General features: G+C 55.6%; 22 protein-coding genes and 1 tRNA gene. 21 read left to right on the top strand and 2 right to left on the bottom strand.

What is annotated here, in order from left to right; all coding sequences use genetic code 11:
- Positions 1 to 17 precede the first annotated feature (17 nt).
- The 16 genes from nuoL to htpG all read left to right on the top strand — a co-directional run bounded on the left by nuoL (position 18) and on the right by htpG (position 19,015).
- Complete coding sequence (gene nuoL, locus SCT_RS07765) at positions 18 to 2,000, top strand: NADH-quinone oxidoreductase subunit L (RefSeq protein ID WP_059421242.1); 1,983 nt, start codon at positions 18 to 20, stop codon at positions 1,998 to 2,000.
- 8 nt (positions 2,001 to 2,008) lie between these two features.
- Complete coding sequence (locus SCT_RS07760) at positions 2,009 to 3,490, top strand: NADH-quinone oxidoreductase subunit M (protein WP_059421239.1); 1,482 nt, start codon at positions 2,009 to 2,011, stop codon at positions 3,488 to 3,490.
- A gap of 32 nt (positions 3,491 to 3,522) precedes the next feature.
- Positions 3,523 to 4,971: an NADH-quinone oxidoreductase subunit NuoN gene (gene nuoN, locus SCT_RS07755; RefSeq protein ID WP_059421237.1), complete on the top strand. Its 1,449-nt coding sequence runs from the start codon at positions 3,523 to 3,525 to the stop codon at positions 4,969 to 4,971.
- 103 nt (positions 4,972 to 5,074) lie between these two features.
- Complete coding sequence (locus SCT_RS07750; protein ID WP_059421235.1) at positions 5,075 to 5,632, top strand: NUDIX domain-containing protein; 558 nt, start codon at positions 5,075 to 5,077, stop codon at positions 5,630 to 5,632.
- A 41-nt stretch (positions 5,633 to 5,673) separates the two neighbouring features.
- A complete protein-coding gene (locus tag SCT_RS07745) occupies positions 5,674 to 7,827 on the top strand; it encodes a DEAD/DEAH box helicase family protein (RefSeq protein WP_059421232.1) in 2,154 nt (717 codons plus the stop codon).
- Entirely contained in the window at positions 7,824 to 8,123 is a 300-nt protein-coding gene (locus tag SCT_RS07740) for a GIY-YIG nuclease family protein (protein ID WP_059421419.1), read from the top strand. Before SCT_RS07745 ends, SCT_RS07740 begins: the two co-directional genes overlap by 4 nt.
- 210 nt (positions 8,124 to 8,333) lie before the next feature.
- The gene (locus tag SCT_RS07735) at positions 8,334 to 9,995 is read left to right on the top strand and encodes an N-6 DNA methylase (RefSeq protein ID WP_059421230.1); all 1,662 of its coding nucleotides are present in this window, start codon (positions 8,334 to 8,336) and stop codon (positions 9,993 to 9,995) included.
- A complete protein-coding gene (locus tag SCT_RS07730) occupies positions 9,992 to 11,140 on the top strand; it encodes a restriction endonuclease subunit S (RefSeq protein WP_059421228.1) in 1,149 nt (382 codons plus the stop codon). Before SCT_RS07735 ends, SCT_RS07730 begins: the two co-directional genes overlap by 4 nt.
- Positions 11,140 to 11,916, top strand: a complete 777-nt coding sequence (locus SCT_RS07725; protein WP_059421227.1) for a hypothetical protein — start codon at positions 11,140 to 11,142, stop codon at positions 11,914 to 11,916. Before SCT_RS07730 ends, SCT_RS07725 begins: the two co-directional genes overlap by 1 nt.
- Positions 11,916 to 12,371: a toll/interleukin-1 receptor domain-containing protein gene (locus tag SCT_RS07720; RefSeq protein ID WP_059421225.1), complete on the top strand. Its 456-nt coding sequence runs from the start codon at positions 11,916 to 11,918 to the stop codon at positions 12,369 to 12,371. Before SCT_RS07725 ends, SCT_RS07720 begins: the two co-directional genes overlap by 1 nt.
- Before the next feature lie 30 nt (positions 12,372 to 12,401).
- Complete coding sequence (locus SCT_RS07715; protein WP_237759629.1) at positions 12,402 to 12,923, top strand: TIR domain-containing protein; 522 nt, start codon at positions 12,402 to 12,404, stop codon at positions 12,921 to 12,923.
- A gap of 4 nt (positions 12,924 to 12,927) precedes the next feature.
- On the top strand, positions 12,928 to 13,449 hold the full coding sequence (locus tag SCT_RS07710; RefSeq protein WP_059421221.1) for a hypothetical protein: 522 nt from the start codon (positions 12,928 to 12,930) through the stop codon (positions 13,447 to 13,449).
- A 105-nt stretch (positions 13,450 to 13,554) separates the two neighbouring features.
- Positions 13,555 to 15,081 (top strand): hypothetical protein, encoded by a 1,527-nt coding sequence (locus SCT_RS07705; RefSeq protein WP_059421219.1) that lies wholly within the window; start codon positions 13,555 to 13,557, stop codon positions 15,079 to 15,081.
- Positions 15,082 to 15,268: 187 nt separating this feature from the next.
- Positions 15,269 to 16,354: an ATP/GTP-binding protein gene (locus SCT_RS07700; RefSeq protein ID WP_202812132.1), complete on the top strand. Its 1,086-nt coding sequence runs from the start codon at positions 15,269 to 15,271 to the stop codon at positions 16,352 to 16,354.
- A 45-nt stretch (positions 16,355 to 16,399) separates the two neighbouring features.
- Complete coding sequence (locus SCT_RS07695; protein ID WP_159107887.1) at positions 16,400 to 16,861, top strand: RloB domain-containing protein; 462 nt, start codon at positions 16,400 to 16,402, stop codon at positions 16,859 to 16,861.
- Between the two features lie 243 nt (positions 16,862 to 17,104).
- The gene (gene htpG, locus SCT_RS07690) at positions 17,105 to 19,015 is read left to right on the top strand and encodes a molecular chaperone HtpG (RefSeq protein WP_059421213.1); all 1,911 of its coding nucleotides are present in this window, start codon (positions 17,105 to 17,107) and stop codon (positions 19,013 to 19,015) included.
- A gap of 23 nt (positions 19,016 to 19,038) precedes the next feature.
- On the opposite strand, the gene SCT_RS07685 is transcribed toward htpG, so the two are convergent.
- Entirely contained in the window at positions 19,039 to 19,605 is a 567-nt protein-coding gene (locus SCT_RS07685) for an NUDIX hydrolase (protein WP_059421211.1), read from the bottom strand.
- Positions 19,606 to 20,053: 448 nt separating this feature from the next.
- Here SCT_RS07685 and SCT_RS07680 point away from each other — a divergent pair, with 448 nt between their 5' ends.
- Positions 20,054 to 20,674 carry a surface-adhesin E family protein gene (locus SCT_RS07680; RefSeq protein ID WP_059421210.1) on the top strand — a complete coding sequence of 207 codons (621 nt, stop codon included), beginning with the start codon at positions 20,054 to 20,056 and terminating at the stop codon, positions 20,672 to 20,674.
- 55 nt (positions 20,675 to 20,729) lie between these two features.
- Here SCT_RS07680 and SCT_RS07675 read toward each other — a convergent pair.
- A tRNA-Arg gene (locus SCT_RS07675) sits at positions 20,730 to 20,805 on the bottom strand.
- A 60-nt stretch (positions 20,806 to 20,865) separates the two neighbouring features.
- Between SCT_RS07675 and SCT_RS07670 the strand changes: the two genes are divergently transcribed.
- The 4 genes from SCT_RS07670 to SCT_RS07655 all read left to right on the top strand — a co-directional run bounded on the left by SCT_RS07670 (position 20,866) and on the right by SCT_RS07655 (position 25,812).
- Positions 20,866 to 21,669 carry a hypothetical protein gene (locus tag SCT_RS07670; RefSeq protein WP_082098241.1) on the top strand — a complete coding sequence of 268 codons (804 nt, stop codon included), beginning with the start codon at positions 20,866 to 20,868 and terminating at the stop codon, positions 21,667 to 21,669.
- Between the two features lie 91 nt (positions 21,670 to 21,760).
- The gene (locus SCT_RS07665) at positions 21,761 to 22,156 is read left to right on the top strand and encodes a TraR/DksA family transcriptional regulator (RefSeq protein WP_059421204.1); all 396 of its coding nucleotides are present in this window, start codon (positions 21,761 to 21,763) and stop codon (positions 22,154 to 22,156) included.
- Between the two features lie 14 nt (positions 22,157 to 22,170).
- Positions 22,171 to 23,778, top strand: coding sequence for a bifunctional diguanylate cyclase/phosphodiesterase (locus SCT_RS07660; RefSeq protein WP_059421197.1), 1,608 nt, complete (start codon positions 22,171 to 22,173; stop codon positions 23,776 to 23,778).
- Positions 23,779 to 23,913: 135 nt separating this feature from the next.
- Entirely contained in the window at positions 23,914 to 25,812 is a 1,899-nt protein-coding gene (locus SCT_RS07655; protein ID WP_059421195.1) for an ATP-binding cassette domain-containing protein, read from the top strand.
- Positions 25,813 to 25,910 lie beyond the last annotated feature (98 nt).

The raw sequence follows: 25,910 nt of genomic DNA, 5'->3' as shown, positions 1-25,910 counted from the left end.
ACTCATCACGAGATACTATGACTGAAATGCAAAAACTCTATCTGCTGGTACCTCTGGCACCACTGGCCGGGGCGGTGATCGCCGGTCTGTTCGGCTGGTTGATCGGGCGTGCCGCTTCGCACTGGGTGACCATCCTCAGTGTGGCGATCTCCTTTGTCACTTCGGTCGTGATCTTCCAGGACGTGCTTGCCGGCCACACCTTCAACGGTAGCGTCTACACTTGGCTCACTACGGGCGATACCCGCTTTGAGATCGGCTTTCTGATTGACCGCCTCACTGCCGTGATGATGTTGGTGGTTACCTTCGTTTCGTTGATGGTGCACATCTACACCATCGGCTACATGCGAGAGGATCCTGGCTACCAGCGCTTCTTCAGCTACATTTCCCTGTTCACCTTCTCGATGCTGATGCTGGTGATGTCGAACAATTTCGTCCAGCTGTTCTTCGGCTGGGAGGCGGTGGGACTGGTGTCCTACCTGCTGATCGGCTTCTGGTACACACGTCCGACAGCGATTTACGCCAACCTGAAAGCTTTTCTGGTCAACCGCGTGGGCGATTTCGGCTTCCTGCTTGGTATCGGCATGGTGCTGGCGAACTTCGGCACGCTGGACTACGCGGCGGTGTTTGCGCGTGCCCCGGAAATGGCGGGTCAAATGATAACGCTGATTCCGGGTCAGGAGTGGATGCTGATGACGGTGATCTGCATCCTGCTGTTCATCGGTGCGATGGGCAAGTCGGCCCAGTTTCCACTGCACGTCTGGCTGCCTGATTCGATGGAGGGCCCGACCCCGATTTCTGCACTGATCCACGCCGCCACCATGGTGACTGCGGGTATCTTCATGGTGGCGCGGATGTCGCCGTTGTTCGAGCTGTCCGAAACGGCGCTGTCAGTGGTCATGGTGATCGGTGCGATTACCGCCCTGTTCATGGGATTCCTCGGTGTGATCCAGAACGACATCAAGCGCGTGGTGGCGTATTCCACCCTGTCCCAACTCGGCTACATGACGGTGGCGCTGGGCGCTTCCGCCTACTCGGTGGCGATCTTCCATCTGATGACCCATGCCTTCTTCAAGGCGCTGCTGTTCCTTGCCGCCGGATCGGTGATCATGGGCATGCACCATGACCAGGATATCCGCAACATGGGCGGCCTGCGCAAGTACATGCCGATCACCTGGATCACCTCCCTGATCGGCTCGCTGGCACTGATCGGTACGCCTTTTTTCTCCGGTTTCTACTCCAAGGACAGCATCATTGAAGCGGTCGGGCTCTCGCACCTGCCGGGTTCCGGGTTTGCCTATTTCGCCGTAGTGGCGGGGGTGTTCGTCACCGCCTTCTACTCCTTCCGCATGTATTTCCTGGTGTTCCACGGCAAGGAGCGTTTCCAAACACATGCCAGCCATGGCCATGGCGAACATGGACACGGCGGCAAGCCGCACGAGTCGCCCTGGGTGGTGACCTTGCCGCTGATCATGCTGGCGATCCCTTCAGTGGTGATAGGCTATATCACCATCCAGCCGATGTTGTTCGGCGACTATTTCCAGGGCTCGATTTTTGTCTCCGGAAACCATCCGGCAATGGAAGAGCTGATGCATGAATTTCATGGTGCATTTGGTATGGCGGTGCATGCGCTGACCTCCTTGCCGTTCTGGCTGGCGCTCAGCGGTGCGGGAACGGCATGGTTCTTCTACATGAAGCGGCCGGATATCCCCGAGGCGATAAAACAGCGTTTCAGCCTGATTTACACAGTGCTGGAACACAAATACGGCTTCGACGAGTTCAATGACTGGTTCTTCGCCGGCGGTGCGAGACTAATCGGGCGCAGCCTGTGGAAAGGCGGCGATGTCGCTGTGATCGACGGCTTCTTCGTCAACGGCACGGCGCGTTTGATCGGCTGGTTTTCCACACTGACCCGCCGTCTCCAGTCGGGCTACATTTACCACTACACTTTCGCCATGATCATCGGCGTGTTCGTGTTGATGACGCTGTTTGTGAAGGGATAAGAATAAGCATGATTGCAGGCCTGTCATTGTTGAGTCTGGTTATCTGGGTGCCGATCGCGGCCGGCGTCGCCGTGCTCGCCACCGGCAGCGACCGCAACGCCGGGCTCGCCCGTGTTCTGGCGCTGATCGGCGCACTTGCCGGCTTCGCGCTGAGCCTGCCGCTGTATACCCAGTTCGACAACCTGCAGGCAGGCATGCAGTTCGTCGAAATCAGCCCCTGGATCGAGACCTTCAAGGTCACCTACCATCTCGGCGTGGATGGCATCTCGGTACTGTTCATCCTGCTCACTACCTTCACCACCGTGCTGGTCGTGATCGCCGGCTGGAAGGTGATCGAAAAACGTGTGGCGCAGTATATGGCGGCCTTCCTCTTCATGTCCGGCCTGATGAATGGCGTATTCGCCGCGCTAGATGCAGTGCTGTTCTACGTGTTCTGGGAGGCGATGCTGATTCCGATGTTCCTGATCATCGGAATCTGGGGCGGTCCGAACCGGGTTTACGCGGCGGTCAAGTTCTTCCTTTACACCCTGCTCGGCTCGCTGCTGATGCTGGTGGCGTTTATTTACCTGTACACCAAGGGCGGCACTTTCGAGATCCTGGATTTTCATCGTCTGCCGCTGACCCTGACCGAGCAGATCCTGATCTTCTTCGCTTTCTTCATGGCGTTCGCGGTCAAGGTGCCGATGTGGCCGGTGCACACCTGGTTGCCTGATGCTCACGTTGAAGCGCCGACCGGCGGCTCGGTGGTCCTGGCGGCGATCATGCTGAAGATGGGTGCCTACGGCTTCCTGCGCCTCTCCCTGCCGATCGTGCCGGATGCGAGCCATGCCCTGTCCGGCTTCATGATCACCCTGTCGCTGGTCGCCGTGGTCTACATCGGTCTTGTGGCGCTGGCGCAAACGGACATGAAGAAGCTGATTGCCTATTCCTCAATTTCGCACATGGGCTTCGTCACCCTCGGTTTCTTCATCTTCAATGCCTATGGTATCGAGGGCGCGCTAGTGCAGATGATTTCCCACGGCTTCATCTCTGCCGCGATGTTCCTTTGCGTGGGCGTGCTTTACGACCGCATGCACAGCCGCATGATTGCCGACTACGGCGGCGTGGCGAACAAAATGCCAATCTTCGCCGCCTTTTTCGTGCTATTTGCCATGGCTAATTCCGGCTTGCCGGGGACTAGCGGTTTCGTCGGCGAATTCATGGTGATCATGGGCGCGGTCAAGGCCAATTTCTGGTACGCCTTTCTAGCCGCAGTGACGCTGATTTTCGGCGCCGCCTACACGCTGTGGATGGTGAAGCGGGTGGTGTTTGGCGCTGTCGCCAACGACCATGTCGAGCATCTCAAGGATGTCTCGTCGCGCGAGTTCCTGGTGCTGGGATTGCTAGCCGTTGCGGTGCTCGGTATGGGGCTGTACCCGTTGCCGTTTACCGAGGTGATGCACCATTCGGTGAACAACTTGCTGTCGCATGTGGCGCAAAGCAAGCTTTAAGAGCGCGAAGCAAGTTAACTGAGAGACCCAAGATGATATTCGCCATGCCCAACCTGACGCCTGCACTGCCGGAAATCTTCGTGCTGATCATGGTATCGCTGATCCTGGTGGTGGACCTGTTCCTGTCAGGCAAAAACCGTTTCATCAGCTATGCCCTGACCCAGTTCACGCTGCTCGGTGCAGCCTGGATTACTGTGAGCACTAGTGGTCAGGATGTGGTTCATACTTTCAATGGCATGTTCGTCGACGACGTCATGGCCGACGTGCTGAAGATGATGACCTACCTTGCCGTGGCGGCGATGCTGGTCTATTCACGCAGTTATATCCAGTTGCGCAACCTGTTCAGCGGTGAGTTTTTTGTGCTGGTGCTGTTCGCCATGCTCGGCATGATGGTGATGATTTCGGCCAGCCACTTCCTGACCCTGTATCTCGGCCTGGAACTGTTGTCCCTGAGCCTGTATTCGCTGGTAGCGCTACAGCGCGATTCGGCGCAGGCCACCGAGGCGGCGATGAAGTATTTCGTGCTGGGTGCGCTGGCTTCAGGTTTGCTGCTCTACGGCATGTCGATGATCTACGGTGCGACCGGCAGCCTGGAACTGAGCAAGGTTGCTGCCGCGGTCCAGCAAAGCGCCGGCAGCAGGACAATGCTGGTGTTCGGCCTGGTGTTCATCGTCGCCGGTCTGGCATTCAAACTTGGCGCAGTGCCGTTCCATATGTGGGTGCCTGATGTCTACCAGGGCGCGCCTACCGCAGTGACACTGTTCATCGGCTCGGCGCCAAAGATTGCTGCCTTTGCCTTCGTCATGCGTCTATTGGTCGAAGGCCTGCAGGGGATAGCACATGACTGGCAGGGCATGCTGATTATCATGGCCGTGCTGTCGATGGCGATCGGCAATATAACTGCCATCGCCCAGACCAACATCAAGCGAATGCTGGCCTATTCTACCATCTCCCATATGGGCTTCCTGCTGCTCGGAATCCTTTCCGGCAGCCTGAACGGCTACAGCGGTTCAATGTTTTATGTCCTGTCATACGTGCTGATGAGCCTGGGTACTTTCGGCATGATTCTGCTGCTATCGCGCAAGGGCTTCGAGGCGGAAAACATCGACGATTTCAAGGGCTTGAACCAGCGCAGTCCGTGGTATGCCTTCATGATGTTGCTGCTGATGTTCTCCATGGCCGGCGTGCCGCCGACGGTGGGCTTCTACGCCAAGCTGTCCGTGCTGCAGGCGGCGTTGCAGGCCGGCTTCGTCTGGGTAGTCGTATTCGCCGTCCTGATGTCGGTGATCGGCGCTTTTTACTACCTGCGTATCGTCAAGCTGATGTATTTCGATGCGCCTGAAGATCAGTCGCCAATTTCTTCACAACCCGACGCCGGTGTGCTCATGAGCATGAACGGAATGGCCGTGCTGGCGCTGGGTATCCTGCCGCAGCCCTTGATGGCGTTGTGCGCCTATAGCATCCAGCACTCGCTGCTGTGACTGTACTCATCTTCATTAGTTAGCCTGGATGGTGGCCGTTGGGCCGCTATTCTGGTCAGTTCCCCGTTTACCTCGCACTTCATCTAGCCTGCATAGAGATTTCATGGATGCCCCTGATTTAACCGAAAAACAGTTGTCCACCAGCAACGTCTACGACGGCCGCCTACTGCATGTGCGGGAGGACCAGGTGATGTTACCCAACGGCAATACCACCACGCGCGAGTACATCGTCCATCCTGGCGCGGTGGTGGTGGTTCCAGTGCTGGATAATGGTGATGTGCTGATGGTACGGCAGTTCCGCTATCCGGTGGGCCGCGAGTTCCATGAGCTACCTGCCGGCAAAATCGATTCCGGTGAGGACGTACTTGTCTGCGGCCAGCGCGAGCTTATGGAGGAAACCGGCTATGCTGCAGAGACGTGGCGATTCCTGACAACCATCCACCCCTGCATCGGCTATTCGGACGAGCGGATACTGATCTATCTGGCGCAAGGATTGAGTGAGCACGGCCACTGCCGCGACGAGGACGAGTTCCTGGAGAACGTTCAGTTGCCGCTGGACACCGCGATGGAATGGGTGCGTGACGGGCGCATCAGCGACGTGAAGACCATCATCGGCCTGTTCTGGGCAGAGAAAATTGTCGAAAATAGGTGGGTGTCATAGAATGTGGGTTGCCGATGCGGATAAACCGGGCAGCGCCCATCATGACAAAAACCAACGAAGCCTTCTCACGCGTCCTCATCGACGCCCAACTTGCCAGCCAGGGCTGGAATACCCAAGACCAGAACAGCGTCCGCTATGAAGTGTTTGTAGAGGATGGTACTCGCGCCGACTATGTGCTGTGCGACCGTCATGGCCGCTCCATGGCCGTCATCGAGGCAAAGCGCTTCTCTATCAGCCCGGGCGATGCCGCCGAACAGGCCAAGGGTTACGCCCGCCAACTGGGCGTGCCCTATATATTCCTCACCAATGGTGATGAAGTGCGGTTTTGGGAGTGGGAACGCGAAGCCTTTCCCCACCCGGTCAAGACTTTCTTCAAACAGGACGACCTCGAACGCCGTTTCGCTACCCGTCTGCTGCGTCGTGATCCGCTCACCGTCAACATAGATACCCGTATCGTCGAGCGCGATTACCAGATCGAGTGTATCGACACCCTTTGCCATGAGATCGAACAGGGGCGGCGTAAACTCCTGGTCGAAATGGCGACCGGCACCGGCAAGACGCGCACTGCTGCCGCCTTCATCAAACGGCTGTTCGAGGCCAACGCCATCACCCGCGTGTTGTTTCTGGTAGATCGCATCCCGCTCGCCAAACAGACCGAGGACGCCTTCGCCGAGCACCTGCCGGATTATCCGGCCTATGTGCTGCGGGCCGGGCGGCGATTCCAGGACGAAAAGCAAATCACCATCACCACGCTGCAATCCATGGTGAACATCTACGCTGACTACTCGCCGGGCTACTTCGATCTGGTCATCAGTGACGAGTGCCACCGCAGCATCTACGGCCAATGGAAAAAAGTGCTGCTGCACTTTGACGGCACACAGGTCGGCCTCACCGCCACGCCTTGCGTTGCCGATCTGGATGACCCGAACAGCGACGAGGAAGACACGCTGTTCGTGCGCGACACCCTGCGCTTCTTCGAGGTCGAGAAGCCCACCTTCTCCTATAAACTCAAAGACGCGATCCGCGAGGGCTATCTCGCCCCGTATCAGATTTACAAGGCCCAGACCGTCAAGACTGCTGCCGAGGGTGGTTTCGAGGTCAAGCGCGATGAGTTGGACTGGCCATCAATGGACACCGACACCCGCATCGAGTTCGAGAAACTGTTTCAGGGCATAGACTCCCTGGTGGTTGATCCTTCCGCACTGGAACGCCGTTTCACCATTCCAGAACGTAACCGTGCCATCGTGCGCGAATTCCGCCAAGTGCTGGACAACGGCTTCATCGACAGCAAGGGCGTGCAACGCAAACCCCTGTTCGGCAAAACCATCGTCTTCGCCGTCAACAAGCGGCACGCCGAGACACTGGCCCAACTCTTCGATGCCCAGTTTGCCGATCTGAAACCCTCGCCTGAGATCCGCTATGCGGATTATGTAGTCTCCGGTATGGGCAGCGACGATACCCTCGACGGCATGAGCAAAATACGCCGCTTCAAGAAAGAGCCGTTCCCCAAGATTCTGGTTTCAGTGAACATGCTCGACACCGGCTTCGACTGCCCCGAGGTAGTCAGCCTGATTTTCGCCCGCTTCACCCGCTCAACCATCCTCTACCAGCAGATGCGCGGGCGTGGCACGCGCAAGGCAACAGGTAAACCCGTCTTCACCATGTTCGACTTCACTGGCGTGTGCGACTACCACGGCGACGACGACCCGATGGCCGAGGGTGGAGTGATCGTTGCCAAGACACCATCCAAGAAGAAATACGAGCCGCGCCGCCTGCTGGCACTGGACATTGACGACCACATCGACCCGACAACACGGGAGTGGATCAGCATCGACGAAAACGGCAACATGGTTTTCCCCGAAGCATCGGAACAGAAAGCCGCCGAACTGGGCACCCGCTTCGAGGCATGGCTGCTAGCACGGGAGGACATCAACCCCGGCGAGGAAAGTTGGTTGCGCATGATAGGCAGCCAGTTGCGTGCTAACGCCGGAAGCATGGACGAATTCAGCACCGGCCACTTCGCTTTCCATCCTTTTTCGCAGTTGGGCGGCTACCCGCAGGCGGTGCGTGTCTTCGGCGGCGAGGAACGCCTCGAAGCCCTGATCGACAGCCTCAACGCCGCCGTTTTCGGCCATGAAAAGTCGGAGTCGCCAGATATTTCAAGCCGTGATGGCCGATGCGGGTTGATGCAATGATATTCTGGATTTACATCCTTCGCTGCGCTGACGGTTCTTACTACACAGGGCACACCGATAACCTTGAAAAACGCTTGGGTGAACATCAAACCGGCGCATGTGGCGGATACACGGCGGAACGTTTGCCGGTCGAGCTTGCGTGGTCACAGGAATGTGCCACCCGCGAAGAAGCCTTGGCTGCGGAATTGCAGATCAAGGGTTGGAGCCGGAAAAAGAAGGAAGCCATGATGCAGAGCGATTGGGGGAGGGTATCCCAGTTGGCGAAAAAAGATTTCACGAAGAAGAAGTTGGGATGATGGTTCGATACACGCGCGATGCGCGCTACTCACCACGAACGGTTGTAACTATGCGCGGTGCGCGCTACTCACCATGAACGGTTGTAATTATGCGCGGTGCGCGCTATTCACCACGAATGGCCAACCTCTTCACCTCCGTTCGTCCCGAGTAGCCCGCAAAGCGGGCGTATCGAGGGACATGATGAACAAATCAAAAAAGGAAAAGTATTTATGCCCCTGACCCCCGACATGCGGCGGTCTATCGACCAGATACGCGACTACCTCTTCGGCGGCGGCTATCCTGATCCAGTAAGCAACGCCGAGCAGCTCTCGTTCCTGTTCTTCTTCTATCTGATCGAGGGCATCGACACCGAGAACAAACTCAAAGCCAAGGTGCTGAAACTGCCCTACGAGAGCCTGTTCGAGGGCGACTGGAAACTGCGCAATCCGCTCAATGCCCAAGGCAGCGGCGACACCATTCCGCGCGACCGTTTCCGCTGGTCAGTGTGGGCCAAGGGTTTATCGGGCGAGTCGCTGGTGCGATTCGTGCGCGACGAGGTGTTCGCCTTCGTCGCCGAACTGGGCGAACGGGGTGCCCACAATTTTATGAGCGGCGCGCGTCTTTCCATCGACGAGCCGACCGTGCTGACTCAGGTTATTAGTCTGGTCGATGGCTTGCGGCTCGACCAGTCGGATGCCGACACCAAGGGCGATCTGTTCGAGCATGTGCTGCGGCAGATCAAGCAGGCAGGTGAATTGGGCCAGTTCCGCACGCCACGCCACATCATCCGCACCATCGTCGAGATCATCGACCCCAAGGTAGGGGAAACCATCTACGACCCGGCAGCGGGCACGGCGGGTTTTTTAGTGGCGGCCTACAATCACATCCGGCTGGCGAACTCCTCGCCTGGCGCGATTCATGAGGCAGAACTCGACGGCAAGATGCAGAAGCGCGGCCTGGGCGACAAACTCTCGGCGGCACAGGTCTCCGCACTACAAACCGCCACCTTCTTCGGCAACGATGTTGACCCAAAAATGGTGCGGCTCGCCACCATGAACCTGACCCTGCGCGGACTGGTGAATGTCCGCATCCTGCTGCGCAATGTGTTGACCACCACCCTGGACAATGAACGCAAGGCTGAACTGGGTTTGCCCGCCGAGGGCTTCCATGTCGTGCTCGCCAATCCGCCATTCGCCGGTCGGGTGGATAAGGATCGAGTCGTCGAGGAAGTGAAGGTTGGCACCAGCACCGCCACCGAGTTACTGTTCCTGAAATACATGATGGACAGCCTGCGGCCCGGCGGACGCTGCGGCGTGATCGTGCCCGAGGGCGTGCTATTCGGTTCCACCACCGCGCACAAGGAACTGCGGCGGCAATTGATCGAGAATAACCGGGTCGAGGCGGTGCTGTCCCTACCCGGTGGCGTATTCCAGCCCTACTCCGGCGTGAAGACTTCGGTGCTGTTTTTCCGCAAAGGCGGCAGCACTGAAAAAGTGCAGTTCCTCCATGCCGACAACGACGGCTACAAAATGGATGCCAACCACGACACACCCATCGAGGCAGACGACCTACCGGGGCTGACAGAAACTTACAAAGGCCGCGAACAAAATTGGGCTAAGTGGCAAACCTGGAAAGCTCCGTTCGCCCCGAGTAGCCCGCCGTGCGGGCGTATCGAGGGGCAGCCTTGGCCCCACAACTGGTGGTTCGCCGACGCTGGCGAAATCCGTGCCAACGACTTCAATCTTTCCGCTGGGCGCTATCGGCCTATGTCCCAGGCCGCCGTTGAGCACCGCGACCCGCGCGAGTTGCTGGATGAGTTGGCAGCGATTGAGGCGGAAATTGTGGAAGAGGTGGAGGCGTTGCGTGTGGTGTTGGCGGAGCGGGCTGCATGATGGAGTGTCGGCTAGCAGATGTCGCGAAGGTGGATTCTGGTGCGGGTTTTCCTTTGCAGTATCAAGGAACCCAAGACGCAGTATTTCCATTCCTCAAAGTTAGCGACATGAACCTTGCAGGAAACGAGCGCGAAATCCAACGCTGGAATAATAGCGTCTCGGACGAAGTGCGCGGCAAATTGAGGGCAAAAGCATTTCCGGCTGGATCTCTCATATTCCCAAAAATTGGCGCTGCAATCGGCACCAACAAAAAGCGACAACTGACGCAACCATCTTGCGCTGATAACAACGTAATGGCGGTTATCCCCAAACCCGAGTTACTTGAACCAGACTTTCTCTATTTTCTTTTTTTAGCAAAAAATATCAGCGATTTCGCCTCTGACTCAAACCCGCCGTCTATTCGGAAATCGGAAGTAGAAAACTGGCAGGTTCAGGTTCCTACACTCTCCGAACAACGCCGCATCGTCGATATTCTCTCCCGCGCCGAGGGCATCGTGCGGCTGCGGCGCGAGGCGGAACGGAAGGCAGCAGAACTGGTGCCGGGGATTTTTCTCGATATGTTCGGCGACCCGGCGACGAATCCGAGGGGGTGGCCGGTCGAATCCTTGGGGAAGCATGTCGGGATTCCATCCGTAGTGCGAACGCCTGACCTTGCCGCAGAGGCCGACATGTTGTGCATTGGGGCCGATTCAATTGAGAGCATGAGCGGAAAACTAATCTCCATGCCGACCGTGCGTGATGTTCTCCCAAAGAGCGGCAAGTATTGGTTTGATGCGGGCGATGCTCTCTATTCAAAGATTCGTCCCTATTTGGCGAAGGCGACCTTGGTGCAGACCGGAGGCTATTGCAGTGCAGATATGTATCCACTGCGTTGTGGCATAACACTGCGACCGACCTTTCTGCTATCACTACTGTTGAGCAAGGCTTTTACCGAATATGCGACAGCCGAATCTGTGCGCGCATCAATGCCAAAACTGAACAGAGTGGCACTATTCAAGTATCAGTTCCCCTTGCCACCGGTGAGATTACAAGAGATTTTTTCCGAACATGCAGAGGCCATGCAGGCGATTCAATTCCAACAATCCACCGCCACCGACAAGGCCAAAGCCACCTTTGATGCCTTGCTGGCACAGGTATTTTCCTGATGACGGACAGCCTGATTATCACGCCATATCTTCCAGAAAACCTCCAAGGTCTTCATGGGGAAGAGGAGCGCATCCGAACGGAATCGTCGCTCTGCATCAATACAAGTGAATCGCTGAAAGACCATGTGGAGATGATGCATTCCTGCCTTGATATGCTCCACGCCGCACACGTCAATGCACCCAAAAAACTGTCAGACGACGAGCAGGTTATCTACGGTCTCGGCATCCGCCTTTTCAACTCCGGATCATGTTTTTTGAAATTGCTACTTAGTGGCTATTACCAGGGATCCGTTTCCTTCCTGCGCGATGTTGTTGAGGTTGGCTTCTTACTCGATTATTTTGATTATAGCCCCCAAAGTATTGCGGCGTGGCGCAATGGCGAGGTCGATGAGTTCAAGCCCTACAAAATTCGGGGCGTTCTCGACAAGCGAGACGGTTTCGAGGAAAAAGGACGAGGTGAAAGATATAAGTTCCTATCGACCTATGGCACACACGCGACTTTCAAAGGCTTTGAACTGGTCGTAACCGAAAAGCGTTTCACGATCGGGCCATTCATGAGCGAGAAACTGCTGACGGGAATACTGAACGATGGTGCTTTGCATTTCTCTCATCCGGTGCTGGTTTGTCTGATACATCACAAGGGCCTTTCGCTCAATCAAATGAAAAACAGCGTTGGATTTCTCGATGCAATCAATACTTGGTTCGGGAAATACAGAGACCCAGAAATCGCCGCCATCGGCCTTAAACAGATTGATGAGTTAAGGAAACTTTTCTAATGCCGGATGTTTTTATTTCCCACGCAAAGGCAGACCTCCCGTTAGCGGAGTTCCTGCACCGCCATATGTCACAAGAAGGGTTGAGCGTGTATCTTGCCTCGATGTCGATACAGCCGGGTGAACAGTGGATGCCTGCAATTATGGAGAATCTGCGCGCATCAACTTGGGTGTTGTGCCTTGCCAGCCGTGCCGCGAGCGAGTCAAAGTGGGTCATGCAGGAGATGGGAGTGGCTATTGGTGCTAACAAGAAACTGGTGCCCATTGTATGGGATCAACCGCCCGAATCGTTGCCAGGCTGGATGCGCCAATATCAGGCAGTCAATCTTGGCGGTGTGAGCCAGCAGGAAGCTGCGGCTGCCATAGGACGAATTGCCGAGACTATCAAGTCGGAAAAGCAAAAGGGGCTGTTCATTCTGGGCCTGTTGGTCGCCGGTCTTGCCTTGTTTGGTAAGTAGGCGATGGCTGACTACTTTGGTAACTCAAACATGAACGGCCTGCTGTCATCAATGATGCAGCCGGTGCGTCGGAAAATATTCGTCAGTTATCACCATGGCAATGACCAAGCCTATTACGATGGGTTTTCGCGCTTCTTCCATGATCAATATGAGGCGGTGTTCGACAACTCCCTTGATCGTGGCATTGATAGTGGTAATGCTCAATATGTGATGCAACGCATCCGAGATAAGCACATTACGGGCACATCCTGCACGGTCGTGCTGATTGGTGCACAGACGCACCAACGGAAGTATGTGGATTGGGAGATCAAGGCAACGCTGGATAAGCAACATGGCTTGGTTGGCATCGTGTTGCCCAATCACCAAAAAACTAACGACGGCAAGATTGTTGTGCCTGAACGATTTCATCGCAATGTTTGCTCCCGCTATGCATCATTTGAGCATTGGGACAATCTGACCGCGCAGCGACTAACCCAGATGGTTAACGCTGCCACGAACTTGTCGAAAGCGCTGATCGACAATCCATTTGATATTAAGCAACGTAACGGGTGATGCCATGATTCTGGAAAGAGGTTCGTTCGAGTTGGATTTGAAACTGATCAAATTGAAGGCTGACTTGTCAGACCTCGACCGTCAGTGTGCGTGGGAACTGTATACAGAGCTTTCGACACGGCGGGCTATCACTGGTCGCCTGAGTGATCCGAAATGCAAGGACTTCACTGGCGAAATCTATGTCGAGAGCCTGGACTCACTATATCGGTTTTTTCAGGAAGCACGGGCGATCATGCGGAAATTTCCCGTTGGGCGGCTCAGTGCCGATCAACAGAATCATCTAGGAGCGTTGATCTTCCGAATGATGCAGGATGTATTGCGGCCTTTTCTCGAAAAATGGCATGGACAATATCGCCACTGGTGGGAGAACGAAAGCGATAAGACTTTACCGCCATTTCAGCGGCAGGCGGAATTCCCAAGTCATGATGAGTTTCTTCAGGACTGGACTAACCTGCGATGGATGGTGCGCCATGTCCAGAAAAAACTCGTTCAAGTCTATAAACTGGTAGATATCACGAAGAAATAGCCAGGTGGAAAAGCGCAGATCCCAACACACCATGCAGAAGGTCAAGACCGCCACCGACATGCTGCTGGCACAGGCTTTCAGCGTCGCAATTTGATCGGAGAAAACATGACCTCGAAGACCGCGAAAATATACTTCACTGATTTCTTCGAGGTATCGCCGGAAGTGCTGAAAGACTACGGCGCATTCAATGTTTCTCTGATCAATGATCTGCCCTTGTTTGTCGATCCCTTCCTGCTTTTTGATAGCAACAAGCCGGAATACCACGATCTTCACGAAGAGATCATTCGCTATGTTAAGTTTCTGCGCGATATTTCGACTGACGCCTCGATCAACAAGGGGTTGCTCGGCAACTGGTTCCGTTTCCCGGAAGTCGGCCAGAACTGGCTGGGGTTTAGCCGCACTGGTAATAAAGGAAGCGGGCTGGGCAACAAGTTTGCCGAGACGCTGCATCGCAATCTACATCGGGTGTTCAAGAATTTCGGTGACGAGACCATTACTCAGGGCAGTCACCTAGAAAAACTGTGTTTGATGGCGGATGGCGTAGGTCGTGACCATTTGAGCGACTTCACCACGAATCTGATCAAACCCTATTTACTCGAATACACGCAGGAATTTGCAAGGAAGCATATCGACGCATCGTTGCGGCGTGAATTTGCGATAGAGAAGGTACGCTTTGACTATGCCGCTCGCCGCTGGAAGGGTGCCAAGTATGAATTGCCGACTATCGGCAATGACTTTGTTCTTCTCTCGCCCAGAGACATCCTGACCAAGGATGAAGCGTGGATCAATCGAGGCGACCTTATCGATCATTTCCAGGACATCTATCAAGCGGTGCCTGATGAGCAGTTGCGAGCACAGGTGAATGACTATTTTCTGCGCCGCCTGTCCGAGGATGCCAAGGAGGAGGAAATTCGTGAAGCCGCCGCCTCAACCATCGAACAATTTCCACAGGTGCTTGACTACTACATCCGCCACAAAGAAAAGACGGGCGATGAAGCGCACAAGGTTAGTGGCTTGAAGGTTCGCGATACAGAGGAGCAGTTCATTACTCAGATTCGAGCACTGGTTGATGAAAAGCTGCTTGGCACCCCGTTCTATGATGAGGCAAGCGACGGCTATGAAGAATCTCTGCGTCGCCTACATTTCCTGAAATCCGTGATTGAGGATCAGGATGGCTACCGGATTTTCTACCACAAAGGCAAGCCGATTCAGCGCGAGGCAGACTTGCAAATTATGTATCTGCTAACTTGGTGCGCCACCACTTACGATGTCAATCGCGAGGTCAATAACGGGCGTGGCCCGGTTGATTTCAAGGTTTCCAATGGTAGTCGCGACAAGACGCTGATTGAGTTCAAACTGGCATCGAACTCGAAACTGAAACAAAACCTGAAACACCAAGTGGGTGTATATGAAGCAGCGAATGATACGGCTAAATCAATCAAGGCCATTCTCTATTTCGCCGACACTGAATTCCGCAGGGTGCAGACTATTCTGACAGAACTTGGCCTGACCGGTCGCCGTGATGTCGTCTTGATCGATGCGTGTGCCAGCAATAAACCATCGGCATCAAATGTGCGCGATGTTGGGCAAGGAGAGCTGGCATTGGAAACTGAACAGGATTCGACAGAATGACTGCCAGCCCCAACATATTTACTGGATTATTTTTAATTAACTCATATAATGAACATTATTTTGTTTATTATATGAGTTAAAGGAGACATCTATGCTCCATAGTTATGCGTTTTCCAACTTCCAGTCTTTTCGGGAGCGGACCGAGGTTGATCTGACGTTGAGCCGCAAGGTACCTTTGACGAATTGGATGGACGAGGCGGCCACGGGCGAGCGCGTGTCCAAGCTGATGGCCGTTGTTGGCCCTAATGGCAGCGGCAAGACGGCTTTGCTTAAACCCATGGCTTTTCTGAGCTGGTTTGTTGCGCATTCATTTCAGAATCAGCCAGATGCACTTATTCCACTGACCCCACACGCCGCAGCCCACCACGAGCCAACCGACTTCGAGTGCATGTTGGATTTTGACGGCAAGCTGTGGCGGTATGTGCTGCGATGCACGCCGGAGCGGGTGCTCCATGAGGCGCTTTACCAGAAACGTGAGCGTTTCAGCTATGTCTTCGTTCGTGATTGGAACGCGGCAACCAACACCTATGCAGTGAAGCAGCAAGATTTTGGTTTGGCGGCACAGGAGGCACGCAAGGTGCGTCCGAATGTTTCGCTGATTTCATGGGCGGCGCAGTTCGGCGTGCCGCTGGCGACACGCATGGTGATGCCTTATGTCGTCACCAACGTCAATGTGCTGGGCAGGATACCGATAGGAGCGCAGGACGTATCATCAGCCGCTCAGCATTTCTCGGTTTATCCCAATCAGCGTGAGCGGATGGATCAACTGCTGGCGGCATGGGATTTAGGACTGTCCGGCGTTGAATTGCATGAAATGCCTACCAATAACCCTCAGAAGCCCGATGAGAAAGTATGGGTGCCCTTCGGCAAGCACAAAGACCGGGAGACTGAATTCAGCTTGCCTTTTGTCATGGAATCGAGCGGCACGCAGGGTGCATTCGTGCTGTTGTCGCGTCTGCTAAACGCCTTGGAGATTGGTGGCCTCGCAATCATAGACGAGTTCGAGAATGACCTGCACCCGCACATGCTGGAACCCATCCTCGACTTGTTCGCCAACCCTTCCAGCAACCCGCACCAGGCACAACTCTTGTTTACTTGCCATGCTGTTGAAGTGTTGAACGTGATTCACAAGTCTCAGGTGATGTTGGTGCAGAAGGATTCTAACTGCGAGAGTTCGGCAATTCGTTTGGATGCTGTTGCAGGTATCCGCAACGACGATAATCTCTACGCAAAATACATGGCAGGTGCCTATGGCGCTGTGCCGCAAATCTAATTGGCACCCATGGCTATCCGGCAAGCAAAGCGTACGCTGCTAATCGTGGGGGAAGGTGCCGATGAAGTGGCGTTTCTCAACCATGTTAAGCAGTTATATGTGCCGCGTGGTTGCGGGTTATCGGTAAAGATCAAAAATGCACAGGGCAAGGGTGCAAAGCATGTGGTCGAGTGGACTGCACGGCAAATGGCCATCGCTGATTATGATAAGGTTGCCGCCCTGCTAGACACTGATGTCGATTGGTCGCCTGCCGTTGGAAAGCTGGCAAAGAAAAAGAAAATTCAGGTGCTCACATCGGAACCCTGCTTTGAGGCTCTGATGCTGCGCGTGTTGGAGGAAAACCCCAACGGCAATGCCCAAGCGCTGAAAAAGCAGTTCGCCCCCTTCGTTAATAACGACGCAACGCAAAGTCAGAACTACGCCAACCATTTCAGCCCTGAACGCCTGCAAGCGGGTCGCTCGCATGAGCTGACTATCGACGCATTGCTTAACCTCATTAAAACCTAAATCGGATCGTTTACACGAACCGATCAACCCACATCCTTCGATACGCGCGAGAAACCGCGCCACTCAGGACGAACGGATTTCACCCAGATGGTGATGCCGCATAATGGCCGTTCGTGTTGAGTCGGCCGAAGGCCGTATCGAAACATGAGCGGTCAATCGCCGTTTTTAGGTAGATTGCCCTCTTGAATTTCCTGCGTCAGCCCCTATTCAGTATAGGGTTTTCGCAACTGGAGAAAAAACAACATGACCGTAGAAGCACACAAGGAAACACTGGGTTTCCAGACTGAAGTCCGTCAGCTGCTGAAGCTGATGATCCATTCCCTCTACAGCAACAAGGAAATTTGCCTGCGCGAGCTGATTTCCAATGCCTCGGATGCCGCTGACAAGCTGCGTTTTGAAGCACTCGCCGACGATGCGATGTTCGAAGGCGATTCCAGTTTGAGGATACGCGTCAGCCAGGACAAGGCGGCGCGCACCATCACCATTTCCGACAACGGCATTGGCATGTCGCGCCAGGAGGTGATCGAGCATATCGGCACCATCGCCAAGTCCGGCACGCGCCAGTTTTTTGAGGCGTTGAGCGGCGACCAGGCCAAGGATGCCAACCTCATTGGCCAGTTCGGCGTGGGCTTCTATTCCGCTTTTATCGTGGCCGACAAGGTCACGCTGATCACCCGCCGCGCCGGGCTGACCGCCGAGCACGGCGTGCGCTGGGAATCCGCTGGCGAGGGCGACTACACCCTGGAAACAGTGGAGAAGGCCGGTCGTGGCACCGATGTTATCCTGCATCTGCGAGAGGGCGAGGACGATCTGCTCGACAGCTGGCGCATCAAGAGCATCATCAAGAAGTATTCCGACCACATCACGCTGCCCATCCTGATGCAGAAGGAAGAGTGGGATGCCGACAAGCAGGAAAGCCGGCTCACCGAAGAGGATGAAACGGTGAACCGCGCCAGTGCTTTATGGGCGAGGCCGAAAAACGAAGTGACCGCCGAGGAATACGAGGAGTTCTACAAGCATGTGGCGCATGATTTTGAAGCGCCGCTGGCCTACACCCACAGCAAGGTGGAGGGCAAGCAGGAGTACACCCAGCTGCTCTACATCCCGGCACGCGCCCCGTTCGACCTGTGGGACCGTGAAGTACGTCATGGAATCAAGCTGTACGTGCGTCGGGTGTTCATCATGGACGACGCCGAGCAGCTGATGCCGCGCTACCTGCGTTTCGTGCGCGGGGTGATCGATTCCAACGATCTGCCGCTCAACGTCTCGCGCGAGATTCTCCAGCACAGCAAGGATATCGACTCGATCCGTGCCGGTTCGGTGAAGAAAGTGCTCGGCCTGCTCGACGACTTGGCTGAGAACGACAAGGAAAAATTCGCCAAGTTCTGGGGCGAGTTTGGCAAGGCGATCAAGGAGGGTGTCGGCGAGGATCACGCCAACAAGGAGCGCATTGCCAAGCTGCTGCGCTTTGCCTCAACCCATGCCGATACTGCCGAGCAGAGTGTTTCCTTTGCAGACTATATCGGCCGCATGAAGGAGGGCCAGGACAAAATTTACTACGTTACCGCCGACAGCTTTGCCGCCGCGAAGAACAGCCCACATCTGGAAATTTTCCGGAAAAAGGGCATCGAAGTGCTGCTGCTTGCGGATCGAGTGGACGAGTGGATGGTGTCGCACCTCACCGAGTTCGATGGCAAGCTGCTGCAGTCGGTGGCGAAGGGCGAGCTCGACCTGGGCAAGCTGGAGGACGAGGCCGAGAAGCAGGAGCAGGAAAAGGAAGCCGGCGAGTTCAAGGAGCTGATCGACCAGGTCAAGGAAGTGCTCGGCGACAAGGTCAAGGAAGTGCGTATCACCCACCGCCTGACCAACTCCCCAGCATGTCTGGTAGCCGATGCCCACGACTTGGGTGGGAATCTGGCCAGGATGCTGAAATCGATGGGGCAGGAAGCGCCCCAGACTAAGCCGATCCTGGAGATCAATCCGCACCATCCGATCGTGCAGAAACTCAAGGGCGAGGCGGGGAGCGAGCGCTTCGGCGACTGGAGCCACATCCTGTTCGACCAGGCTTTGCTGGCCGAAGGTGGCCAGCTGGACGATCCTGCAGCCTTCGTGCAGCGTCTTAATGGCCTGTTGCTGGCGATGGCGGGAAGTTAGCCACCCCTGCTGCTGGCTCGGAGTTAAGGGGCGCCTTGTGCGCCTTTTTTCTCGTCAAGAGGCAGGGTGATGTCGCCGAAGTGCAGGGCGAACTCACCCTTGCGCTTGTCTTCGAAGAAATGCCGCAGGGTGCTGCGGACGCTGGAAAAGGCCAGTTTCTCCCAAGGGATTGTTGCTTCGCTGAATAGTGCAACTTCCAGGCTTTCGCTGCCCGGCATGAAGTTGAGGTCGAGCAGGCGGCTGCGGAAGAATAGATGCACCTGGCTGATGTGCGGCAGATTATAGAGCGTATAGAGCGCGACGATTTCCACGCGGGCATGCGCTTCCTCCGCGGTTTCGCGCATCGCCGCCTGGGCCGTTGTTTCGTTGTTTTCCATGAACCCCGCAGGCAAGGTCCACAGCCCGTAGCGTGGTTCAATGGCACGACGACACAATAGAATCTTGTCCTCCCATTCGGGGATCGCACCGACGACCATTTTCGGATTTTCGTAATGGATGGCGCCGCAGATGCCGCACATGTGGCGCGGCAGATGCTCTCCGGGTGGAATTCTCAGCTCCACTTTGGCGCCGCAATGGCTGCAATAATTCATCACTGAAAGTTACCAAAAAAAGCAGCGAATGGATAGAGGTTAGTTCCTACGGCTTCTGCACATTTTCTGTGGATAACTTTGTGGAGAACTTGTTTTAATCATCTTTAAGTGTCTTGAGGGTAAGGGATTTTGTTGTGAAGCTCAATAATTCAACTAAAAATTAAATGTATAAAATCAATGCTATATGTAAATAGATACTGACATCATGGGTTTAGTCGCCAATGCGCATCCATCCTCTGCAAAGTGTGAATTAATCGTAGGTAAAGAGGATGTTCCCGTCATCGACAACTTCTTAATTGGTAAATGTTTTTTTGCGGAATTAAACTTATCACGATTACGGCCGATAACCATGGAATGGTCAGCTGAATTGATATGCATCAGGTTCTCTGGCGTTCCATGATAATAAAAATATCCTTGTCCGCAGGATATGCCCATATTGAAGAGATGCATGAAAACACCATTGCGATTTGTGCTGACGGTAGCGTTTTTGATATTCCCGCCTGGAACCGAGGCGGCCATGTGGTCGTCGGTAATATCCAACGCACAAATGCATGCCGAGATCGATCTGGCCAGTTTGCTGCGTCAGGGGGACATCGTGACGGCCTGGGACCGGGAAGTTTACTCTGCGCTGGAGCAGGCGCGGCCAGGCGATTTCTACTTCAAGTCGGCAAAATCCCTGATGCGCTACAACTGCAGCGGCCGCACCGCAGATCTGCTGATGAAGGTGTATTACGCTGAGGATGGCAGCGAGATTACCACCATTACCGCCAGTTACTATGGCAAGCCGAATTACGTGATTCCCGATACTGAAGGCGAACAAAAATTCGAGCACGCCTGCCAGTATAAAAAGCCAGAGGAAAAGAAGCTTGTCGCCGTAACCAGGAAGGAGAGCGGAAAATCGAAGGAAGCGGCTAAAACCGCCGACATATCGGCCAAGAACATAATATCTGGCGACAAGGCTAAAGCCGTAGCGCCAGGAAATCCTGTCAAGGCTCCTCCACGGTCCTTGCCAATTCTCAAGCCATCTGGAACCTTGCCCAAACCGGCTGCGGATGCCAGTAAAGGATAGCCCCAGAAATAAGTGGCATATCGCAGTGGGGGAGCCGGTGATTGTGAATAAGTAGTGGTGCCCCAGAGACGAATCGAACGTCCGACCTACCCCTTAGGAGGGGGGCGCTCTATCCACTGAGCTACTGGGGCGAGGTCGCCATTTTACGCTAAAATTCATGGATGGATAAAATCGATTGTGGCAGCCGGTTTATGCCGAAACGTAAAGGCTATGTCCGGCTGCGCGATATCCCGCCTGATCTGACCGATCTTCTCAACCGCGGTGAAACGGAAACCGCCACCCTGACCGAGCAGACGTCGATGGATTTCGCTGTGTTGCTCGGCACGCTGGATGGCTGGTCTGGAAGCGCGGCAGGACTGGCGCAGGAAGCTGCGCGCCAGGATTTTTCCGGGCATGGACTGGTAAAGCGCATGGAGCTGGCCGGGAGGATGGTGGGCCGGCATGGTGCATTTGACGATGTGGAGGCATTGCAGCAGCTCATCGTTCATCCCGCTGATACGGTGCGCGGGTTTGCCTGCTTTGCTATTGCTTTGCATCCGGAGTTGGGGTTCGCCGATAAATTCATGGCGATGAGGCCGCTTGCCGCGGACCGTCATTTCGGCGTGCGCGAATGGGCCTGGCTGGCGTTGCGTCCGGTTGTCGTGATCGCACCGTTCGAGGCGATTGCCCTGTTGCAGGGATGGGTGTCCGAGCCGGATGCCAATTTGCGCTGGTTTGCCGTCGAGATTACGCGGCCACGCGGGGTGTGGGCGAAACACGTTGCTCCGTTGCAGGCCGAACCCTGGCATGGCCTGAAATTGCTTGAGCCATGCTGCCGCGACGAAAGCCGATATGTACAGGATTCTGTTGCCAACTGGCTGAATGACGCTGCCAGGAGCCGGCCGGAATGGGTCAGGGAAGTATGCCGGGGGTGGTTCCAGAGTTACAAGGACAACAGCGCTTGCTGCTATATTGTGAAGCGGGCACAGAGAAATCTGAGTGCTGAAGTAGAGTAGCTTGATGAATAATCGTTAAAACAGGATCTCCATATCCTGTGATAGAATTGCCATTTTGTTCTGCCGATTTTTTTTACGAGGAGTCTGAATCATGGCTGCTTTTACTGCTGACGAAGCTGCGCAACTCAAGCAGAGCCTGGAGAAGCGCCGCCAGCTACTGCTTGAAGAAATTCGCGACGAGCTGGCCCGTTCGGGTGAGCAGCATTATGTTGATTTTGCCGGGCGCGTTACCGATCTGGGCGATGAGTCGGTGGCGGACATGCTGGCCGACTTGGGCGCTGCGATGGTCGACCGGCAAGTTATTGAGGTGCGTGCTATCGAGGTGGCGCTCAAGCGTCTCGCTGCAGGGGATTATGGTGCCTGTGTCGACTGCGGAGCGGATATTCCACTAGAGCGGCTACGGGTTTACCCGACCGCTGCGCGTTGCATTTCATGCCAGTCCATTCATGAGCTTGCCTATGCTCATGAAGGACGTCCCACCCTTTAAGCCCAGGTGACAGGTTGGAATTGATCAAGTCGGCCGCAGCGCACTTGGCTGAAAAGGCCAAATCCGGAAGGCTATGGGTTTTCGTCGTGCTGCCGGTTCTGGTCTCCGTGCTTTTGACGGAATCCATCATTGTGCTCACCGGTAACGGATCGGCCGATAATTTCTGGGTCAGCATGATCACGGCTGTTATCGCCACAACGGCCATGGTTCCCTTCCTCTATTATCTGGTCAGCGTTTTGCGGGAAACCGAAAAAGAGTTGTCGGGAAAATCCCTCAAGATAACCAGTATTCTCGGCCATCATAAAGAGGCGGAGCAGAACCTGGTCCAGGTGACCAACTACGATGTGCTGACGGGGCTGCCGAACCGCTTCTTGTTTCTCGATCGTCTTGGGCATGCGATCAGCCAGTCTGCCCGCAGCCACCGGATGATCGCGGTGATGCTGCTCGATATAGACAATTTCAAGAACATTAACGATACCCTTGGGCACACCCATGGCGACCTGCTGCTGCAGGATATCGCGGATCGCCTTCGCCGCTGTGTGCGGGAGGATGACACCCTGGCGCGGATTGGTGGTGATGAATTTGCCATGGTTCTGGAAGGGGTGTCGGAGATTGAGGAAATCGCGTTAATTGCAAAGAAAATCGTGGATATTTTTTCCCTGCCCTTTACGCCCTCCAGCCAGGAGATTTATGTCACGCCCAGCATGGGAATCACCATCTACCCCATGGACGGCCGCGACAGCGATAGCCTGCTCAAGAATGCCGATGCCGCGATGTATAGTGCCAAGGAATACGGGCGCAACCATTTCCGTTTTTACACCACGGACATGAATGCGCTCGCGATTGAGCGTTTTGCCATGGAAGGCGCGCTGCGGCGAGCCATGGAGCGAGAAGAGTTTACACTCCACTACCAGCCCCAGGTGGACATAAAAAGTGGACAGGTGATCGGTGTGGAAGCGCTGCTGCGCTGGAATCATCCCGAGCGCGGCCTGGTTCCGCCCGGCGAATTCATCCCGTTGCTGGAAGAGAACAACCTGATCATTCCCGTTGGCGAGTGGGTCTTGCGCACCGCCTGCGCCCAGTGCCGGGCCTGGCAGGATGCCGGGCTGCCGCCACTGCGCATGGCGGTGAATTTATCCGCTCGCCAGTTCCGCCAGGATAACCTGGTGGAAATGATCGATAGCATTTTGCGGGAAACGGGGATCAGCCCCAAGCTGCTGGAGCTTGAGCTGACTGAGGGCTTGCTGATGGAAAACATCAGCGAAACCAGCCTGATTTTGGGACAACTCAAGATTCGCGGTGTGCTGGTGGCCATCGACGATTTCGGTACTGGCTATTCCTCGCTCAGCTACCTTAAACGTTTTCCGATCGACCGCCTCAAGATCGACCGGTCTTTTGTGCAGGACATTATTACCGATTCGAACGACGCGGCAATCGCCGTGGCTGTCATCAGCTTGGGGCGCAGCCTGGGTCTGAGTGTGATCGCCGAAGGGGTGGAAACCCAAGATCAGCTTGAATTTCTGGGTGTACAGAAATGCGACGAATATCAGGGCTACCATTTCAGCCGCCCGATCCCGCCCGAAGAAATCGTTAGCCTGTTCAAGCCTGAAAAACTCCATTGAGCCCCAAAGACGGCTGGAATGGGCGTGTCTCCAAGCCTTTAAGCTAAAGTCTTTGAAATATCCGGGTTAAATCGCCCGGTTCGACCTGCACAGTGTAAAATCCGCCTTTCGTTAAAATCTCCCCGCTATTCGATTATGCCCCTCATTACCCTGGAAAAACTCTCTCTCGCCTATGGCCACCATCCCTTGCTGGATCAGGCGGATTTACAGCTCGACCCCGGCGAGCGGGTGGGCCTGATCGGTCGCAACGGCGGCGGAAAATCCAGTCTGCTGAAAATCATTGCCGGCGTGGCTATGCCCGATGACGGCAAGGTCTGGCGCGCGCCCGGGCTGAATCTGGCCTATGTGCCGCAGGAGCCGCAGATCGATCCCGATCACACCGTATTCGAGGCGGTGGCGGAGGGACTAGTGGGCTTGAGCCAGCTGCTGATCGACTACCATGCCGTTTCCCATGCGCTGGGGGAGGAAGGTGCGGATACCGATGCGCTGCTGGACCAGATGCAGCACTTGCAGACTGAACTTGAAGCGCGCGATGGCTGGCGCCAGCAGAGCCGTATCGATGCGGTGATGACCCGTCTGGCACTGCCTGAAGATGCGCTGGTTTCATCGCTTTCCGGCGGCTGGAAGAAGCGCGTTGCGCTGGCCAGGGCGCTGGTTGCCGAGCCGGATGTGCTGGTGCTGGACGAGCCCACCAATCACCTCGACCTGGCTGCCATCGAGTGGCTGGAAGAGCTGCTCAAATCCTTTGGCGGCGGCGTACTGTTCGTTACCCACGACCGGCGTTTTCTAGACAATGTCGCCACCCGCATCATTGAACTGGATCGCGGGCAGCTGGCAAGTTTTCCCGGCAATTTCTCCGCTTTTCAGCGCAGAAAGCAGGAGATGCTCGAAGCTGAAGAGGTGCTGAACGCAAAATTCGATAAGGTACTGGCCCAGGAAGAGGTGTGGATACGCCAGGGTATCAAAGCCAGGCGTACCCGTAACGAAGGCCGCGTGCGGCGGCTGGAACAGCTGCGCCGCGAGCATACGGCGCGCATCAACCAGACCGGCAAGGCCCGGTTGGCGGTCGACGCGGGTGATCGTTCCGGCAAGCTGGTGGCGGAACTGGAGCATGTATCCAAGTCTTTCGGCGACAAGGTCATCATCCACGATTTCACTACGCGCATCATGCGTGGCGATCGCATCGGCCTGATCGGCCCGAACGGAGCCGGGAAAACTACTCTGCTCAAGCTCATTCTGGGCGAGTTGCAGCCCGATTCCGGCACGGTGAAGAGCGGCACCAAGCTCGCCGTGGCCTATTTCGACCAGATGCGCGAGCAGCTTGACGAGGAGGCGACCCTGATCGACACCATCAGCCAGGGTAACGACTTCGTCGAAATCGGCGAGGTGAAGAAACACGTCATCAGCTATCTCGGCGATTTCCTCTTTCCGCCGCAACGTGCACGCGCCAAGGTTTCTTCACTCAGCGGCGGCGAACGCAACCGTTTGCTGCTAGCGCGTCTGTTCACCCGCCCCGCCAACGTGCTGGTGCTGGACGAACCGACCAACGATCTCGATATCGAAACCCTGGAACTGCTTGAAGAACTGCTGCTGGAATATTCCGGCACCCTGTTTCTGGTCAGCCATGACCGGACTTTCCTCGACAACGTGGTGACATCGACCATCGCCTTCGAAGGCGATGGTCGACTGGCCGAGTATGCCGGCGGCTACGAGGACTGGCTGCGCTACCGTCCCCGCCCTGAATCGGAAGCTGAGAAGAAGGCGGCTGCGGCCAAACCGAAACCGGCGCAGGAAAAGCCGGCGACCAAGACCAAGCTTTCGTTCAAGGAAATGCGCGAACTGGAAACCTTGCCGGGGCAGATCGAGGCGCTGGAGCAGGAGCAGTCCACACTCGGCGGAAAGCTGGCGGACGGTGAACTCTATCGCGTCGATCCCGATGAGGTGAAGCGTCTGCAGGCGCGTAACGCCGAGATCGAGGAGGCGCTGCTGAGCGTCATGGTGCGCTGGGAAGAGCTGGAAGCGAAGAAGGAATGAGTTGAATTGAGAGGCGGTTGAAATAGTCGGAAAAGATAGAAGCCGTCATTCTGGCTTTCGCCGGAATGACGAGTTTTGCGTGCCTATTGATATAGCGC

This window comes from Sulfuricella sp. T08, assembly GCF_000971475.1.
Classification (GTDB): domain Bacteria; phylum Pseudomonadota; class Gammaproteobacteria; order Burkholderiales; family Sulfuricellaceae; genus Sulfuricella.
Note: the sequence above shows the minus strand (reverse complement) of the source record. Positions and strands in the feature narration are given on the sequence as shown.

Coding starts and splice junctions, on each gene's coding strand:
- nuoN (WP_059421237.1), top strand. CDS start 3,523: ATGATATTCGCCATGCCCAACCTGACGCCTGCACTGCCGGAAATCTTC.
- SCT_RS07740 (WP_059421419.1), top strand. CDS start 7,824: ATGATATTCTGGATTTACATCCTTCGCTGCGCTGACGGTTCTTACTAC.
- SCT_RS07665 (WP_059421204.1), top strand. CDS start 21,761: ATGGCTGCTTTTACTGCTGACGAAGCTGCGCAACTCAAGCAGAGCCTG.
- SCT_RS07720 (WP_059421225.1), top strand. CDS start 11,916: ATGCCGGATGTTTTTATTTCCCACGCAAAGGCAGACCTCCCGTTAGCG.
- SCT_RS07750 (WP_059421235.1), top strand. CDS start 5,075: ATGGATGCCCCTGATTTAACCGAAAAACAGTTGTCCACCAGCAACGTC.
- SCT_RS07705 (WP_059421219.1), top strand. CDS start 13,555: ATGACCTCGAAGACCGCGAAAATATACTTCACTGATTTCTTCGAGGTA.
- SCT_RS07710 (WP_059421221.1), top strand. CDS start 12,928: ATGATTCTGGAAAGAGGTTCGTTCGAGTTGGATTTGAAACTGATCAAA.
- htpG (WP_059421213.1), top strand. CDS start 17,105: ATGACCGTAGAAGCACACAAGGAAACACTGGGTTTCCAGACTGAAGTC.
- SCT_RS07680 (WP_059421210.1), top strand. CDS start 20,054: ATGAAAACACCATTGCGATTTGTGCTGACGGTAGCGTTTTTGATATTC.
- SCT_RS07685 (WP_059421211.1), bottom strand. CDS start 19,605: ATGAATTATTGCAGCCATTGCGGCGCCAAAGTGGAGCTGAGAATTCCA.
- SCT_RS07760 (WP_059421239.1), top strand. CDS start 2,009: ATGATTGCAGGCCTGTCATTGTTGAGTCTGGTTATCTGGGTGCCGATC.
- SCT_RS07700 (WP_202812132.1), top strand. CDS start 15,269: ATGGACGAGGCGGCCACGGGCGAGCGCGTGTCCAAGCTGATGGCCGTT.
- SCT_RS07730 (WP_059421228.1), top strand. CDS start 9,992: ATGATGGAGTGTCGGCTAGCAGATGTCGCGAAGGTGGATTCTGGTGCG.
- nuoL (WP_059421242.1), top strand. CDS start 18: ATGACTGAAATGCAAAAACTCTATCTGCTGGTACCTCTGGCACCACTG.
- SCT_RS07655 (WP_059421195.1), top strand. CDS start 23,914: ATGCCCCTCATTACCCTGGAAAAACTCTCTCTCGCCTATGGCCACCAT.
- SCT_RS07745 (WP_059421232.1), top strand. CDS start 5,674: ATGACAAAAACCAACGAAGCCTTCTCACGCGTCCTCATCGACGCCCAA.
- SCT_RS07735 (WP_059421230.1), top strand. CDS start 8,334: ATGCCCCTGACCCCCGACATGCGGCGGTCTATCGACCAGATACGCGAC.
- SCT_RS07715 (WP_237759629.1), top strand. CDS start 12,402: ATGAACGGCCTGCTGTCATCAATGATGCAGCCGGTGCGTCGGAAAATA.
- SCT_RS07670 (WP_082098241.1), top strand. CDS start 20,866: ATGCCGAAACGTAAAGGCTATGTCCGGCTGCGCGATATCCCGCCTGAT.
- SCT_RS07725 (WP_059421227.1), top strand. CDS start 11,140: ATGACGGACAGCCTGATTATCACGCCATATCTTCCAGAAAACCTCCAA.